This is a genomic window from Piscinibacter sp. (assembly GCF_050175855.1).
Classification (GTDB): domain Bacteria; phylum Pseudomonadota; class Gammaproteobacteria; order Burkholderiales; family Burkholderiaceae_C; genus Piscinibacter.
Genome location: NZ_JBFXIO010000086.1, coordinates 1 through 14,108, shown reverse-complemented (window position 1 = coordinate 14,108; position 14,108 = coordinate 1). Strand labels below are relative to the sequence as shown.

General features: G+C 68.8%; 15 protein-coding genes and 1 pseudogene. 9 read left to right on the top strand and 7 right to left on the bottom strand.

What is annotated here, in order from left to right; genetic code table 11:
* From AB7U92_RS08970 to AB7U92_RS08940, 7 genes are all read right to left on the bottom strand, one after another.
* On the bottom strand, nucleotides 1–1,191 hold a 1,191-nt coding region (locus AB7U92_RS08970; protein ID WP_428575841.1), incomplete at its 3' end, for a TonB-dependent receptor plug domain-containing protein.
* A gap of 124 nt (nucleotides 1,192–1,315) precedes the next feature.
* Nucleotides 1,316–1,966, bottom strand: a complete 651-nt coding sequence (locus AB7U92_RS08965) for a response regulator (RefSeq protein ID WP_428575840.1) — start codon at nucleotides 1,964–1,966, stop codon at nucleotides 1,316–1,318.
* Nucleotides 1,966–2,943 (bottom strand): tripartite tricarboxylate transporter substrate binding protein, encoded by a 978-nt coding sequence (locus AB7U92_RS08960; RefSeq protein WP_428575839.1) that lies wholly within the window; start codon nucleotides 2,941–2,943, stop codon nucleotides 1,966–1,968. Before AB7U92_RS08960 ends, AB7U92_RS08965 begins: the two co-directional genes overlap by 1 nt.
* Nucleotides 2,940–3,788, bottom strand: a complete 849-nt coding sequence (locus tag AB7U92_RS08955) for an ABC transporter permease (RefSeq protein ID WP_428575838.1) — start codon at nucleotides 3,786–3,788, stop codon at nucleotides 2,940–2,942. The genes AB7U92_RS08960 and AB7U92_RS08955 overlap by 4 nt, the downstream gene beginning before the upstream one ends.
* The gene (locus tag AB7U92_RS08950) at nucleotides 3,785–4,951 is read right to left on the bottom strand and encodes an ABC transporter substrate-binding protein (protein ID WP_428575837.1); all 1,167 of its coding nucleotides are present in this window, start codon (nucleotides 4,949–4,951) and stop codon (nucleotides 3,785–3,787) included. Before AB7U92_RS08950 ends, AB7U92_RS08955 begins: the two co-directional genes overlap by 4 nt.
* Nucleotides 4,948–5,916, bottom strand: a complete 969-nt coding sequence (locus AB7U92_RS08945) for a PQQ-dependent catabolism-associated beta-propeller protein (protein WP_428575836.1) — start codon at nucleotides 5,914–5,916, stop codon at nucleotides 4,948–4,950. The genes AB7U92_RS08950 and AB7U92_RS08945 overlap by 4 nt, the downstream gene beginning before the upstream one ends.
* Before the next feature lie 49 nt (nucleotides 5,917–5,965).
* Nucleotides 5,966–6,703 (bottom strand): ABC transporter ATP-binding protein, encoded by a 738-nt coding sequence (locus AB7U92_RS08940; protein WP_428575835.1) that lies wholly within the window; start codon nucleotides 6,701–6,703, stop codon nucleotides 5,966–5,968.
* Nucleotides 6,704–7,288: 585 nt separating this feature from the next.
* On the opposite strand from AB7U92_RS08940, the gene xoxF reads away from it, so the two are divergent.
* From xoxF to AB7U92_RS08895, 9 genes and pseudogenes are all read left to right on the top strand, one after another.
* Entirely contained in the window at nucleotides 7,289–9,112 is a 1,824-nt protein-coding gene (xoxF, locus tag AB7U92_RS08935) for a PQQ-dependent ethylene glycol dehydrogenase XoxF (RefSeq protein WP_428575834.1), read from the top strand.
* 93 nt (nucleotides 9,113–9,205) lie between these two features.
* Nucleotides 9,206–9,598: a c-type cytochrome gene (locus tag AB7U92_RS08930; protein ID WP_428575833.1), complete on the top strand. Its 393-nt coding sequence runs from the start codon at nucleotides 9,206–9,208 to the stop codon at nucleotides 9,596–9,598.
* A complete protein-coding gene (locus tag AB7U92_RS08925; protein WP_428575832.1) occupies nucleotides 9,595–10,452 on the top strand; it encodes a quinoprotein dehydrogenase-associated putative ABC transporter substrate-binding protein in 858 nt (285 codons plus the stop codon). Before AB7U92_RS08930 ends, AB7U92_RS08925 begins: the two co-directional genes overlap by 4 nt.
* Before the next feature lie 22 nt (nucleotides 10,453–10,474).
* Nucleotides 10,475–10,948 (top strand): annotated as a pseudogene (locus AB7U92_RS08920) (S1 family peptidase); the annotation flags it as partial.
* A 175-nt stretch (nucleotides 10,949–11,123) separates the two neighbouring features.
* Nucleotides 11,124–11,504: a hypothetical protein gene (locus AB7U92_RS08915; RefSeq protein WP_428575842.1), complete on the top strand. Its 381-nt coding sequence runs from the start codon at nucleotides 11,124–11,126 to the stop codon at nucleotides 11,502–11,504.
* Between the two features lie 4 nt (nucleotides 11,505–11,508).
* The gene (locus AB7U92_RS08910; protein WP_428575831.1) at nucleotides 11,509–12,201 is read left to right on the top strand and encodes a hypothetical protein; all 693 of its coding nucleotides are present in this window, start codon (nucleotides 11,509–11,511) and stop codon (nucleotides 12,199–12,201) included.
* 22 nt (nucleotides 12,202–12,223) lie between these two features.
* Complete coding sequence (locus tag AB7U92_RS08905) at nucleotides 12,224–12,577, top strand: hypothetical protein (protein WP_428575830.1); 354 nt, start codon at nucleotides 12,224–12,226, stop codon at nucleotides 12,575–12,577.
* Between the two features lie 15 nt (nucleotides 12,578–12,592).
* The gene (locus AB7U92_RS08900) at nucleotides 12,593–13,420 is read left to right on the top strand and encodes a quinoprotein dehydrogenase-associated SoxYZ-like carrier (protein ID WP_428575829.1); all 828 of its coding nucleotides are present in this window, start codon (nucleotides 12,593–12,595) and stop codon (nucleotides 13,418–13,420) included.
* Nucleotides 13,417–14,108, top strand: a 692-nt coding sequence (locus AB7U92_RS08895; RefSeq protein ID WP_428575828.1) for a YncE family protein, incomplete at its 3' end; no start/stop codon positions are given. The genes AB7U92_RS08900 and AB7U92_RS08895, both read left to right, overlap by 4 nt.

The following is a 14,108-nucleotide window of genomic DNA, read 5'->3' as shown; positions in this document are numbered from 1 at the left end:
TTCCGGATCGTCGGTGGGCACCACGGCGCGGGTGGCGTCGAGGTCGCCCTCCGCCTCGGTCTGCTCGAAGTTGCTGCGCGCGCGGTCGTAGGATGCGCCCACGGTCAGCTGCTGGCCGCCCAGCCTGTGGGTGGACTGCAGCGCGAGGCCGGTCCCGCGCTGGCTCGTCTTCGTGCGGTTCTCGACGCCGGACTCGGTCACCGCGGGCGGATCGTAGTCGTCGTTGAGGTCGCCGTTGAGCGTGGCGCTGCGGGCACGGCGCACGTAGGCCGTGGCCGAGATCTGATGTGAACTGCTGACGTCGTAGATGGCGTTCAGCGTGAGCATCGTCATCCTGGTCAGCGTCTGGTCGGGCCGGGTGTAGACCTGGGTGCGGTCCTGCGCCAGCATGGTCTCGGGCAAGGGTCCGTTGCCGATCAGGTCGTTGTCGGCGTGGGTGAGGCTGAGCGACCACGACAGGTCGCCCACGTGCGCGCCGCCCTTGACGAACAGCTGCCTCACCTGCCCAGGGGAATACTGACGCCAGCCGTCTTCGTCGAACACGCTGCCGGAGAGGAACAGGTGGCCGTTTTCGCCGAGCTGGCGGCCGTGCGACAGCTCGCCGGAAAACCGCTTGAACGAGCCGGCCTGCAGCTCGATCTCGGTGCCGGGGTGGGTGTCGCCGCTCTTGGTCTGCAGCGTCAGCGCGCCGCCCAGGGTGTTCAGGCCGAACATCGGGTTGGAGCCGGGCATCAGCGTCAGGCTGGCCAGCGCGCCGCGCGGCACCAGGTCCCAGTTCACCACGTCGCCGAAGGGCTCGTTGATGCGCACGCCGTCCTGGAACACCGACAGGCCCTGCGGCGTGCCCAGCAGCGGGCTGGCCGTGAAGCCACGGTAATTCACGTCCATCTGGTAGGGGTTGCCCTGGATCTCATTGACGTTCGCGCTGGGCATCAGCGTGGTCATCGCGTCCGGAAGGTTCAGGGTCTGTGTCTGCTTCAGCCGCCTGTCGCCCAGGGTCTGCACGTTGGCCGGGATCTGGTCCTTCGGGATGCCCAGGCCGGGCAGCGGCGTGGCGCCGACGACCTCGACGGTCGGCAGCGCGGCGTCGCCGGCGGAAGTCGATTGCGCCTGCGCCAGTCCGGCGACGAAGGCCAGCGTGGCGGCGGTGACAGGGCGCAGGCGCCCCCGCGGCAGATGCTCGTGCGTCATGGTTCTCCTCGTTGTGCTTCTCTTGGCACCGGCTTTCACGACCCTCCTGCGAAAGCGCGGCGCGCGTGGCGCCGACGCTAAACCGCGGCCCGCGCCCTGGGCAGGGAAAACTTCCCGACCTCGCTCAGGACAAGCCCGGATCGGCCGCCGCGATCACGCCGTGGCGCAGCGCCAGGTGCACCAGCGCCGCAGTGGTGGCGACACCGAGCTTGTCCTTGATGGCGGTCTGGTGGTTGGACACCGTCTTGGCGCTGAGCTTGAGCTGCAGCGCGCAGTCCGCGGCCGAATGGCCCTGGGCGAGCAGGCGGAACACCTCGAACTCCCGCGTGCTCAGCGAGGCCAGGCGCTCGGCCTCGTCCTCGCTCGCTTGCGGGCGCAGCAGTTCCTGCGGCAGTTCGGGCGCGAGGTAGCGTCGCCCCGCATGCAATGCCCGCACGCCCTCGACGAGCCGCTGCGGCGGGCTCGACTTCGGGATGTAGCCGCGCGCGCCGGCCTCGAGGGCGCGGCGCACGAGCATCGCGCTGTCGTGCATGCTGAACACGAGCACGCGCGCGCCATCGTGGCGCTGGCACAGGCGCTGGATCAGGTCCATGCCACCACCGGGCATGGACAGGTCGGCCACGACCACGTCGGGCTCGTGCTCGATGCAGGCCGCGTAGGCGCCTGGACCGTCGCCCACGTCGGCCACCACCCGGATGTCGCCGCCCTGCTCGAGCAGGCGCTGGTAGCCGGCGCGCACCACCGGGTGGTCGTCGGCCAGGAGCACCCTGACCATCAGCTTCCCCCTCGCGACAGGCCCATGCGCTCGACCACCAGCTTCTCCTTGGCGTACTGCTCGCGGATCCAGGCACCGTACTCGGCCGGCCCGAGGTACTCGAGCTCCTGGTCGTACTTGGCGATCTCGTGCACGAAGGCCGGGTCAAGCATTGCCTTGCGGAAGGCGTCGTGCAGCGCCGCGACGACGGCCGGCGGCAGGCCGCGCGGCCCGCCGAGTCCGTACGGCGACTGCGCCACGATGTTGAAGCCCAGCTCCTTGAGCGTCGGCACCGTCGGCCAGCGCGGCGAGCGCTTGGCCGCCAGCGTGGCCAGCAGGCGCAGCCGGCCGCTGTCGACCAGCGGCGCGAAGCCGGTCGAATTGACGCCGACCATCACCTGCCCCGTCTCCACCGCCAGCAGTTGCTCGGCCGTGCCCTTGTAAGGCACGTGGATGTACTTCAGGCCGCGCGCGGTGAACAGTTCCTCCAGCGCGATGTGCGGCGTCGTGCCGACACCGTTGGTGGCGATGCTGAGTTCGCCCGGGCGCGAGCGCGCGAAGGCGAACAGGTCGTCCATCGTGCGGAAGGCGCTGCTGCCGAGCACCAGCACGCCGAAGGTCACGCCGGAGATCTGGATGATGGGCGTGACGTCGCGCACCGGGTCCCACAGCACCTTCTGTGTGTAGGGCACGCGCAGCACCGGCTGTGGGATCTGCGCGATGGTGTAGCCGTCGGGTTCGGCCTGCTGCAGGATGGGCATGGCCATCGTGCCGCCGGCGCCGGGCCGGTTCTCGACGATCACCTTCTGCTGCAGGTGGCGGCCGGCGATGTCGGCCAGCAGCCGCATCGTGATATCGGTGGCGCCGCCGGCCGGCCAGGGCACCCACAGGGTGATCGGCCGCGCGGTGGGGAACGGTGGGCTCGCCAGCGCGGGTGCAGCGGCGATGGCGGCCGCCGCCGCGAGCCACTCACGGCGCGTGCAGCTCGGGCCGGTCATGGCGCGCCACCTCCGCGCTTGGTCAGCCCGCCGAAACCGCGCTGCGGGTCGTAGCCCCAGCAGGCCAGGCCGAAGAACACCAGCAGGCAACCCAGCACCACCCAGGGCGCCAGGCCCGGATCCTTGCCGTACCACGCAAACCGGATCCACTCCACCGCGTGCGTGAAGGGGTTGAAGCGGGCCAGCTGGTAGACCCACTCGGCACCCGACTCCTGCAGCTTCCACAACGGGTACAGCGCGGTGGAGATGAAGTACATCGGGAAGATGACGAAGTTCATCGTGCCGGCGAAGTTCTCCAGCTGCTTGATGTGCACCGACAGCAGCAGGCCGAGCGCACCGAGCATCAACGCGCCGGCCAGCAGGGCCACCAGCGCGTGCAGCGTGGTCCACGACAGCACCGGCAGCTCGGTGCCGAGCAGCAGCGCCACGATCACGAAGGCCAGCGCCTGCAGCACCGACAGCAGGGCCGTCGCACAGAGCTTGCAGAACAGCAGCCAGGCGCGCGGCAGCGGCGCGGTCAGCAGCAGGCGCATCAGGCCCATTTCGCGGTCGTAGACCATGGCCAGAGACGATTGCATGCCGTTGAACAGCAGCACCATGCCGACCAGCCCGGGCACGATGTAGACGTCGTAGGGGATGTAGGTGTCGTAGGGCTCGACGATGGCGACGCCGAACACGTTGCGAAATCCCGCCGCGAAGACGGCCAGCCACAGCAGCGGGCGCACCAGCGCCGAGACCAGCCGGCCGGTCTGCTGCGAGAACTTCAGCACCTCGCGCAGCACGATGGCGCGCAGTGCCTGCAGCGCGTGAGGCAGGCCGCGGCGCACGCCGGCGGCAGGGGTCATCGCGGCTGCTTGCACAGTTTCTCCGGGGCGTCGTGGCCGAGCGTGTCGAGCACGTTGGTCGGGTGCAGCAGGCCTTCGATCGGTGCCTGCGAGATCACGCCCTGGCCGTCGGTCAGCAGCAGGGTCTGGCGCAGCTGGCCATCCCAGGGGCGGAAGGTCATGCCCACGCCCTTGGAGCCGTCCACCGGGTTCTTCGCCAGCGCCTGCGCCCAGGCCGCCGCCGGTCCCTTGGGCGCGGCGACCGCGGCGCCGACCAGCGCCTTGCCGGCCATCCAGGCCGACCAGTCGTGCGCCGTCATCGGCCGCTTGGCGCTCTTCATGAAGCGGCGCGAGACCTGCGGTGCGCCGAAGCGCTCGAACTGCGCATGCCACGCCACAGCGACGAGACCAGCATCGCCGACCACCGGCCTCGGCAGCGCGGTGCGGTAGGGCAGCGTGCGCGCAAATTCGCCGTCGCTGTCGACCACCCACACGGCGTCGTACTGCGCGCCGGCCGTCAGCAGCAGCGGGTTGGCGAGGTCGCGCTCGCGCGGGTCGGCCGACATCTTGAACGGCTTGCTGCCCGCCACCTTCAGGCCGTAGCGCTTCATCGAGGCCTGCACGGTAGCGGCACGCTGCTGGTCGGCCGGGCTCGGGCCGGTGAGCAGCAGCACGTTGGTCCACTTGCGCGAGACGAGGGTCTGGGCCAGGGCGTCGCTGCGCATGCGCTCGCTGGGCATCAGGTGGAACAGCCGCGCGCGGCAGTCCTGCGTGCGCAGCCGGTCGGCCGGCTCGCTGAGGTTGAGCACGGGAATCTTCACCGCGTCCGTGACGGCGAGCAGCCAGTCGGCCGGCAGGTCGGCCAGCAGCACCGCGGCGCCGGCCTTCTCGGCGGCCACGGCCGCCGCCCTGGCCGCGTCGAGCGATGCGGCCGGCTTGCTCTCCAGCGCCACCTTCGCGCCAACCGCATCGAGCTCGAACTGGCCCTCGTCGAGCGCCATCTTCACGCCGTCTTCCGCCGGCCCGGTCGGGTGGCCGAGGTAGGCGCGCTCGGCACGCGAGCGCTCCAACCGCGCATCGTCGGCCGGGTGCAGCAGCGTGGCCTTCAGGGTCTGCGCGGCCAGCGGTCCCGCGAAGCCCGCCAGCGCCAGCGCCAGCGCGAGGACGATCGGCGCGGAATTCATTCGACGATCACCACGCCATACGGAACGCGGCCCACCGGAATGCTCTTGACGGCCTTGGCGCCGGCCACGTCGACCACCGTCACGTCGTCGCTCAGGCCGTTGATCACCCACAGGCGCTGCTCGGCCTTGTCGAGCGTGACGTTCCAGGCCCGCTTGCCCACCAGCACCAGGTCGGTCACCTTGCGGCCGGGCACGTCGACGAAGGCCACGTGGTTGGCCTTGCCCAACGCCACGAAGGCACGCTTGCCGTCCCGGGTCATCGTGATGCCCACCGGCGAGATGTCCTCGGCGCGCGCGCCCTTGACCGCGAACTTGACTTCGCCGATGACGCTGTGGTCGGCAGTGGACACGATGCTGACGCTCGATCCCAGTTCGTTGGTGACCCACAGTTCCTTCCCGTCGGGCGTGATCGCCATGCGGCGCGGCCGCTTGCCCACCTTGACGTTCTTCACCACCTTCGCGCTGGCCACGTCGATCACGTGGACCATGCTCGCCACCTCGGAGGTGACGTACAGCGTCTTGCCGTCGGCGCTGATCTTCACGCCCTCCGGCTCCTGTCCGACCTTGATCGACTGGAGCACCTTGCCCGTGGCGGCATCGACGAAGCTGGCCTCGGCCTCGTCCTCGTTCGACACATAGATCGTCTTGCCGTCGGGCGAGATGTCGAAAGCCTCGGGTTCATCGCCCAGCGGCACGCGGCGCACCGACTTGCCCGTCGCCGGGTCGATCACGTCGGCCGCGTTGGAATCGGTGCAGGCCACCATCAGCTTGCCGTCGGGCAGGCGCTGGATGTGGCGGCCGCGCTTGCAGATCGGGATGGTGCCCTTGACGGCGAGCGTCCGGGTGTCGATCAGGGTCAGCGCGTCGTCCTTCTCGCTGCTGACATAGGCCGTGCCCTGGGCGGCACACACGCCAGCAGCCAGCGCCAAGCCGAACATGGTCAGGGCGCGGGGGGCGAAGGTCATGGGTCGGTCTCCTTGAATCTTGGGGTTCGTCGGCGTCAGATCGGCGATGTCACTGCGTGCGGGCGATGAAGCCGGCCTCCAGCGTGGCCTCGCCAAGCGCCTGGGTCACATCGGCCCGGCTGCCGTCGGCCAGCAGCTTGCCCTTGTGCAGCACGATGACGCGGTCGGCGTCCTCGGTCTCCTCCACCCAGTGGGTGGCCCACAGTACGCACACGCCGCGTTCTCGCACATCGGCGTGCAGCGCGGCGAGCAGGTCCTGGCGGGACTTCGGGTCGAGCCCGACAGTGGCCTCGTCCATCAGCAGCACGGCGGGTTGGTGCAGATTGGCACGCACCAGTTCCACCTTTCTGCGGTTGCCACCGGACAGCTCGCGCACCTTGCGGTCGAGCTGTCCTTCCAGCCCGAAGCGAGCGCAGCCCGACTGGATGCGCTCGCGCGCCAGCGCGCCGGGCAAGCCATGCAGGTCGGCCTGGAACTGCAGGTTGCGGCGGATGCTGAGGTCCAGGTCGAGCGACATCTGCTGGAACACCACGCCGATGTGGCGCAGCGCCGCCGGCCCGGCATGGCGCAGCGAGTGGCCAGCCACCTCGACGTCGCCCTCGTCGGCGGCGAACAGGCCGGTGAGCACCTGGAACAGCGTGGACTTGCCGGCGCCGTTGGGGCCGAGCAGCGCGACGAAGCTGCCCGCCGAGAGTTCGAGCGTCAGCTGGTCGAGGGCGGCGTGCTTGCCATAGCGCTTGGTCAGGCCGCTCGTGCGCAGCACGGCGGCCGCAGCCTGTGGGGTCATCGATGGAGAAAGCCGGTTCGTCGTTCGTCAAGGCGGGCGGGCCGCGCATCCGTGCAAGCATCGGGCCCGACGGATCGGGCGCCTGCATTGAACGTGCGGTGCGGCACTGCAGCAAGGCAGTGGAATCCCGCGCTTGATTTTTCCATGGCCGGCGCCACCGCATCGGCAGTGCGGCCAACCGGCTACGCAGTGCGCCGCGCGAACGAGACACTCTGTTCCGACTGCGATGACACGGTTTCGGCGCACCCTGTCCAAGCCTCATCCGGACGGCCTGCAACCGCTCGCCACGACGCGGCCAGACACCCGTGCTTTCCCTATGAGGACGATCCCGCAGGCTTTCGTTCACCTCGCTGGAACACGGCACATTTCGCTACGGCGGCAGACGCTCTCGGTCAGCCGCTGCAGCGATGCGTGCGTTGAGGCCGTGCCGGAACGTTCGATCGATGCAGCTGCTGGCAGCCGGCTCCAAACCGGGCGCAGAAATTGCGGTTGGGCCGTCGCCGAGCTCTCGAGGTCGCGCGGGGGGGTTGGTCTTAGGATTCATCCGCGCGAACGGACTCCGGTCACTTCAACAAGGAGACATCGATGCGAATTTCAGGGCAATCCCGCAAGCACGCCTGGTCGGCGTTGGGCCTCGCGGCTTCTCTGGCGGTTCCGGGTTTGGCGCTGGCCAATGCGGACCTCGAGAAGCACATGGCCAACTCCAAGAACTGGGCGGCGCAGGCTGGTGACATGTTCAACCAGCGCTACAGCAAGCTGAACCAGATCAACAAGGGCAACGTCGGCAAGATGCAGGTCGCGTGGACCTTCTCCACCGGCGTGCTGCGCGGCCACGAAGGTTCGCCCCTGGTGATCGACGGCATGATGTACCTGCACTCGCCGTTCCCGAACAAGGTCTTCGCGATCAACCTCGACACCCAGAAGATCGTCTGGAAGTACGAGCCGAAGCAGGACCCGGCGGTGATCCCGCAGATGTGCTGCGACACGGTCAACCGTGGCCTGGCCTATGCGGAAGGCAAGGTGTTCCTGCAGCAGGCCGACTCGATGCTGGTGGCGCTTGACGCCAAGACCGGCAAGAAGATCTGGGACGTCAAGAACGGCGACCCGAAGCTCGGCGCGGTGAACACCAACGCGCCGCACGTCTTCAAGGACAAGGTCATCACCGGCATCTCCGGCGGCGAGTGGGGCGTGCGCGGCTTCCTGGCCGCCTACGACATCAACACCGGCAAGCAGGTCTGGAAGGGCTACAGCACGGGCCCCGACAACGAGATGCTGATGGATCCGGACAAGACCATGACCTGGACGGACGGCAAGCTCGCGCCGGTCGGCAAGGACTCTTCGCTGAAGACCTGGAAGGGCGATCAGTGGAAGATCGGCGGCGGCACGACCTGGGGCTGGTACAGCTACGACAAGGCGCTGAACGCCGTGTTCTACGGCACCGGCAACCCGTCGACCTGGAACCCCAGCCAGCGCCCTGGCGACAACAAGTGGTCGATGACCATCTGGTCGCGTGACGTCGACACCGGCAAGGTCAACTGGGTCTACCAGATGACGCCGTTCGACGAGTGGGACTTCGACGGCATCAACGAGATGATCCTGGCGGACATCCCGGTCAAGGGCAAGCCGACCAAGGCGCTGGTCCACTTCGACCGCAACGGCTTCGCGTACACCCTGGATCGCACCAACGGCGCCCTGCTGGTCGCCGAGAAGTACGACCCGAAGGTGAACTGGGCCACGCACGTCGACATGAAGACCGGTCGCCCGCAGGTGGTGGCAAAGTACTCGACCGCCCAGAACGGCCCTGACGTCAACACCAAGGGCATCTGCCCGGCGGCGCTTGGCTCGAAGGACCAGCAGCCTGCCTCGTTCGACCCGAACACCGGCCTGTTCTACGTGCCGACGAACCACGTCTGCATGGACTACGAGCCGTTCAAGGTCGAGTACACCGCGGGCCAGCCGTACGTGGGCGCGACGCTGTCGATGTTCCCGGCGCCGGGCAGCCACGGCGGCATGGGCAACTACATCACCTGGGATGCCGGCAACGGCAAGATCGTCCAGAGCAAGCCTGAGAAGTTCTCGGTGTGGAGCGGCTCGCTCAACACTGCGGGCGGCATCAGCTGCTACGGCACGCTGGAAGGCTACTTCAAGTGCGTCGACGCAAAGGACATCACCAAGGAGCTGTACAAGTTCCGGACCCCGTCGGGCATCATCGGCAACGTGTTCACCTACGAGCACAAGGGCAAGCAGTACATGGGCGTGTTCTCGGGCATCGGTGGCTGGGCCGGCATCGGCATGGCCGCGGGCCTCGAGAAGGACACCGATGGCCTGGGTGCCGTGGGCGGCTACCGCGAGCTGAACCAGTACACCGACCTGGGAGGTTCCCTGACCGTCTTCGCGCTGCCGAACTGATCGCGCGAAAACCGGTCCAACCGGGCCGGTTCGTACCCCGGGGGGATGGGGCCAAGGGCACCGTCCCCCCTTTTCACAACGGAAGACTGACTCATGTTTCGCACTACTCTTCTGGGCCTCTCGCTTCTCGTCGCTGGCACCGCCTTCGCCCAAGAGGTGAAGACCCCGCTCTACACCGTGGTCGACGGCTACAAGGTCGACGACAACACCATGACGGGCTTCCGCACCTGGCGCCAGGCCGCCTGCGACCGCTGCCACGGCGCCAACCAGGAAGGCATGGTCGGCCCGTCGCTGATCAATAGCCTGAAGACGCTGACCAAGGAAGAGTTCGTCAAGACCGTGCGCGACGGCCGTCTGGACAAGGGCATGCAGAGCTTCGGCACCAGCAAGGCCGTCATGGACAACATCGATCACCTGTACGCCTACCTGAAGGGCCGTTCCGACGGCGCCATCACGCGGGCCAAGGTCCAGCCGATCCAGCAATGAAGCATCTTCGCGTCGCGGCGCTTCTCGCCGCGCTGTTCACCGCGGGCGCGGCCTCGGCGCAGAACGCGGACGCCCCGCCCAAGCGGGAGGCGTTGCGCGTCTGCCAGGACCCGAACAACCTGCCCTTCTCGAACACCAACGCCGAGGGCATCGAGAACAAGATCGCCGAGGTGTTCGGCAAGGCGCTCGGCCTGCCGGTCACCTACTACTCGTTCCCGAACCGGCTCGCCTTCATCCGCAATACGCTGCGATTCAAGCTGCCCGGCCAGGACTACCCCTGCGACATCGTGATGGGCGTGCCGGCCGGCTTCGACCAGGTGTCGGTGACCAAGCCGTACTACCGCTCGACCTACGCGCTGGTCTACGCGCCCGGCAAGGGGCTGGACCACGTCAAGACCGGCGAAGACTTCCTGAAGACCGACCGCGCCGTGCTCGGCAAGCTGCGCATCGGGCTGTACGACCGTTCGCCCGCCTCGGCCTGGCTGGCCAAGCACGGGCTGGTGGACAGCGGCGTGCCCTACCAGATCATGAATGCCGATCCGGCCCAGTACCCGGGTGAGATCATCGAGAAGGACCTCGCCGTCGGCAAGATCGACGCCGCGGTGGTGTGGGGGCCGATCGCCGGCTTCTTCGCCAAGCGCGTCAAGTCGCCGGTGTTGACGGTCGTGCCGCTGCGCTCGGAACCGGGCATCAAGTTCGACTTCGAGATGGCCATGGGCGTGCGCTACGGCGAGCGCGAGTGGAAGCAGCAGATCGAGGGCCTGATCGAGTCGAAGCGACCCGAGATCATGGCCATCCTGAAGGACTTCGGCGTTCCGGTGGTCGACGAGAGCTTCGCCATCAAGACCCGCTGAGCGCGCCGCGCCTGTCTTCGCGATGAAGAGCCTGTTGTACTGCCTCGCGATGCTGGCGACCGCGCTGAGCGCGCCGGCGGCACACGCCGCGCTCGACCAGGCCCACTACGTCAGCCTTGCCGCCAGCGTGCTGCGCGTCGAGGCGCCGCGCCAGCGCGGCGGCTTCGCGCTCGGCTCGGCGGTGGCCGTGGCGCCGGACAAGGTGGTGACCAACTGCCACGTCACCCGCGACGCACTCGCGGTGCACATCCTGCGCGGCGGGCTGCGCTACCCGGCGGCCTCGCAGTCGAGCGACATCGGGCGCGACCTGTGCCTGCTCGACGTGCCCGGACTGGACGCGAAGCCAGTGGCCCTCGGGCGCGCAGCCGCACTGACCATCGGCCAGCCGGTGACGGCGCTGGGCTACACCGGTGGCGTAGGCATTCAGAACAGCGCCGGCGAGGTGGTGCAACTGCACCGCCACGACGGCGGCCGCGTGATCCAGAGCGACAACTTCTTCAACTCCGGCGCCAGCGGAGGCGGCCTGTTCGACGACGAGGGCCGCCTCGTGGGCATCCTCACCTTCCGGCTGCGCGGCGGCGAGGCGCACTACTTCTCCGCCCCGGTCGAGTGGGTGCTGCAGATGATGAAGGACAGCGCGCGCGGCAACTTCCGCCAGGAAGGTGCTGCAGATGATGAAGGACAGCGCGCGCGGCAACTTCCGCCAGGTGGTGCCGCTGGACTCGCGCCAGTTGCCGTACTGGCAGGCCGGTCCATCGCAGCAGCCTCGATTCCTGCAGGCCGCGGCGATGGCCGGCAGCCGGCGCTGGGCCGAACTGGAGCGCCTGGCGCGAGACTGGACCACGGTCGAGCCGGAAGACGGCGAGCCCTGGTACCTGCTCGGCCTGGCCCTCGATCGCCAGGGCCGTGCCGCCGACGCACGCCTCGCCCTTCAATGTTCACTCCAGCTCGACCCTGCCCGAAAGGCGGCGCGCCAGCAACTGGCCGACGTCGACAGCCGCCTGCCGCCGGCCGGCCCCTCCGATACGCCCTGCCGCCCCGAACGGCCCTGAACCGATGACGATCCTGATCCGCCCCTCTCTTCGATTCGCCGCTGCCGCGCTGGCCCTGGCCACGCTGTCCGCGCCGATCCTGGCCGCAGAAGACTTTTCGCCGGCCGAGCGCGCCTTGTTCATGACCAACCACCTCGCCGGCACCAAGCCGCCGACCACGCTGCGCTACAGCTTCTCCAAGGCCGGCAGCATGGAAGAAGGCTTCGAGGACAAGGTGGCCGTCAAGCTCAAGGCCGCCAAGGGCGGCAAGTGCTGCCTGGCCACGGCCGAGTTCCTCAGCGGTGCCCACCGGCTGTCGCTGCCCGAGGTCGACCAGGCGCAGGGCAACCCGGCCGTGCTGTACTTCCTCGAGCGCGACATCCGCGAGATGAACCGGCTCACCAAGGGCCAGCAGAACTACTTCCGCAAGCGCATCCGCATGGCCGTGTACCAGGGCGCGCAGGTGCAGGACGTGACCGTGAGCTACCGCGGCAAGAGCGTGCCGGCCCGTGAGATCCGCATCGCGCCGTATGTGGACGATCCGCTGCGCGTGCGCTTCGAGAAGCTCGCCAACAAGACCTACGTGTTCACGCTGTCCGATGCCGTGCCCGGCGGCCTGTATGCCATTCGCACCCGCATCGCCGGCGAGACCGCCGACGCCGCGCCGTTGATCGTCGAGGAGATGCTCGTCGACGGCGGCACCGCCTCTCCCCGCTGACCCTGCTCAATACGCCCACGCCATGAACGCCCTGAGATTCTCCATCGCCGCGGCCGCACTCTCGGCCGCCGCGGCACCGGCCCTGGCCAACGATTTCCCCACGGTCGACCGCGTGCTCTATGTGCAGGAGTGCATGCGCGACAACCCGGGCCCGAACTTCGAGATGGTCAACAAGTGCTCCTGCGCGCTCGATGCGCTGGCGCGCGAGGTGAAGTACGAGCAATATGTCGAGATGAGCACCATCGCCAAGGCCCTGTCGATCGGCGGCGAGCGCGGCAACGACCTGCGCGACAACGACACGCTCAAGGCGCCGTTGAAGCGCTACCGCGAACTGCAGGCCAAGGTCCAGAAGGGCTGCTTCATCAACCCACGCTAGCCACGGAGGTTCGCCATGAACCGCTTCGCCCGCACTCTCGTCGCCACGCTGCTCCTGGCCGCCACCGCGGCCGGCGCCGCCACGCTGCAGCCCACCGACGACCCGGCCGCGAGCCCGGTGTGGCAGAAGGTGCAGGCCAGCCTGTTCGAGGGCCGCCCGATTGCGCCAGCACCGGCGGGTTTGCTTTCGCTGGAAGCGCCGAGCCGCGCCATCGATGCCGCGGTGGTGCCGATCGCCATCCGCTCGAAATTCCCGCACACGGCGGCGAACTACGTCAGCAAGCTCTACCTGATCATCGACGCCAACCCCTCGCCGGTGTCGGGCATCTTCGCCTTCACGCCGGACAGCGGCCGCGCCGAGGTGGAACTGCGCGTGCGCGTCGACGCCTACTCGCACGTGCGCGCCATCGCCGAAACCAGCGACGGCAAGCTCTACGGCGTCACGCGCTTCGTCAAGGCCTCCGGCGGCTGCTCGGCGGCGCCGGGCAGCGATGCCAAGGCGGCGCTGGCCACGCTCGGCCAGATGCGCTTCCGGGTCGATGCCGATGCGAAGCCCGGCACCCCCGTGCTGGCGCAACTGGCGATCGACCACCCCAATCACTCCGGCCTGGCGATGGACCAGTACACCCGCCAGTTCACGCCGGCACATTACGTGCGCAAGGTCGACGTCACCTACGCTGGCAAGCCGGTGTTCAGCGCCGACGTCGACTTCTCGATGAGCGAGAACCCCAACTTCCGCTTCTGGTTCCAGCCCCAGGTCAGCGGCGAACTGCGCGCCACCGTGGTCGACTCGCACGACCTGCGCTTCGTCGCGGCGCAGGCGCTGCGCGACACGCCGAAATGATCGTCCGGGCCCTGGTCGGCGCCTGCCTGGGCGCTGTGGCGATGGGCGCGGCTTCGGCGCCGTTCGCCTACATCACCAACCAGGGCAGCCACGACGTCTCGGTGATCGACCTCGCGCAGGACAAGGTGGTGGCCACGGTGCCGGTGGGCCGCTCGCCGGCCGGCGTGGTCGCCTCCAGCCGCGCGGCCCGCGTATTCGTCTCCAACCCCGACAGCAAGACGATCTCGGTGATCGACATGCGCACGCAGCGCGTGGTCGACACCCTGGCCGCGGGCAGCGGGCCGGTGGGCATCGACGCCTCGCCCGACGGCACCCAGATCTTCGTCGCCGACTGGTACCGCAACCGCCTGCTGGTGCTCGACGCCGCCGGGCGCGGTGCAGCACCGGTGGAGATCGAGGTCGGCAAGGCGCCGGCCGGCGTGGCCGCGTCGGCCGATGGCCGCACCGTCTTCGTGGCCGAACGCGACGACGACAGCGTCGCCGCCATCGACCCGGCCACGCGCGCCGTGCGAGCGCGCGTGAAGGTCGGCTCGCATCCTTTCGCGCTGCTGCTCGACGCGCCGCGCCAGCGCCTTTACGCGCTGAACGTGCTTTCCGACGACGTCTCGGTGATCGACCTGCATACGATGGCGGTAAGCGCCACCGTCAAGGTCGGCAAGGCACCCTATGGCAGATCGGAAGAGCACAC

Coding starts and splice junctions, on each gene's coding strand:
- AB7U92_RS08965 (WP_428575840.1), bottom strand. CDS start 1,966: ATGGTCAGGGTGCTCCTGGCCGACGACCACCCGGTGGTGCGCGCCGGC.
- AB7U92_RS08900 (WP_428575829.1), top strand. CDS start 12,593: ATGAACCGCTTCGCCCGCACTCTCGTCGCCACGCTGCTCCTGGCCGCC.
- AB7U92_RS08955 (WP_428575838.1), bottom strand. CDS start 3,788: ATGACCCCTGCCGCCGGCGTGCGCCGCGGCCTGCCTCACGCGCTGCAG.
- AB7U92_RS08910 (WP_428575831.1), top strand. CDS start 11,509: ATGACGATCCTGATCCGCCCCTCTCTTCGATTCGCCGCTGCCGCGCTG.
- AB7U92_RS08945 (WP_428575836.1), bottom strand. CDS start 5,916: ATGACCTTCGCCCCCCGCGCCCTGACCATGTTCGGCTTGGCGCTGGCT.
- AB7U92_RS08905 (WP_428575830.1), top strand. CDS start 12,224: ATGAACGCCCTGAGATTCTCCATCGCCGCGGCCGCACTCTCGGCCGCC.
- AB7U92_RS08925 (WP_428575832.1), top strand. CDS start 9,595: ATGAAGCATCTTCGCGTCGCGGCGCTTCTCGCCGCGCTGTTCACCGCG.
- AB7U92_RS08960 (WP_428575839.1), bottom strand. CDS start 2,943: ATGACCGGCCCGAGCTGCACGCGCCGTGAGTGGCTCGCGGCGGCGGCC.
- AB7U92_RS08930 (WP_428575833.1), top strand. CDS start 9,206: ATGTTTCGCACTACTCTTCTGGGCCTCTCGCTTCTCGTCGCTGGCACC.
- AB7U92_RS08940 (WP_428575835.1), bottom strand. CDS start 6,703: ATGACCCCACAGGCTGCGGCCGCCGTGCTGCGCACGAGCGGCCTGACC.
- AB7U92_RS08915 (WP_428575842.1), top strand. CDS start 11,124: ATGATGAAGGACAGCGCGCGCGGCAACTTCCGCCAGGTGGTGCCGCTG.
- xoxF (WP_428575834.1), top strand. CDS start 7,289: ATGCGAATTTCAGGGCAATCCCGCAAGCACGCCTGGTCGGCGTTGGGC.
- AB7U92_RS08950 (WP_428575837.1), bottom strand. CDS start 4,951: ATGAATTCCGCGCCGATCGTCCTCGCGCTGGCGCTGGCGCTGGCGGGC.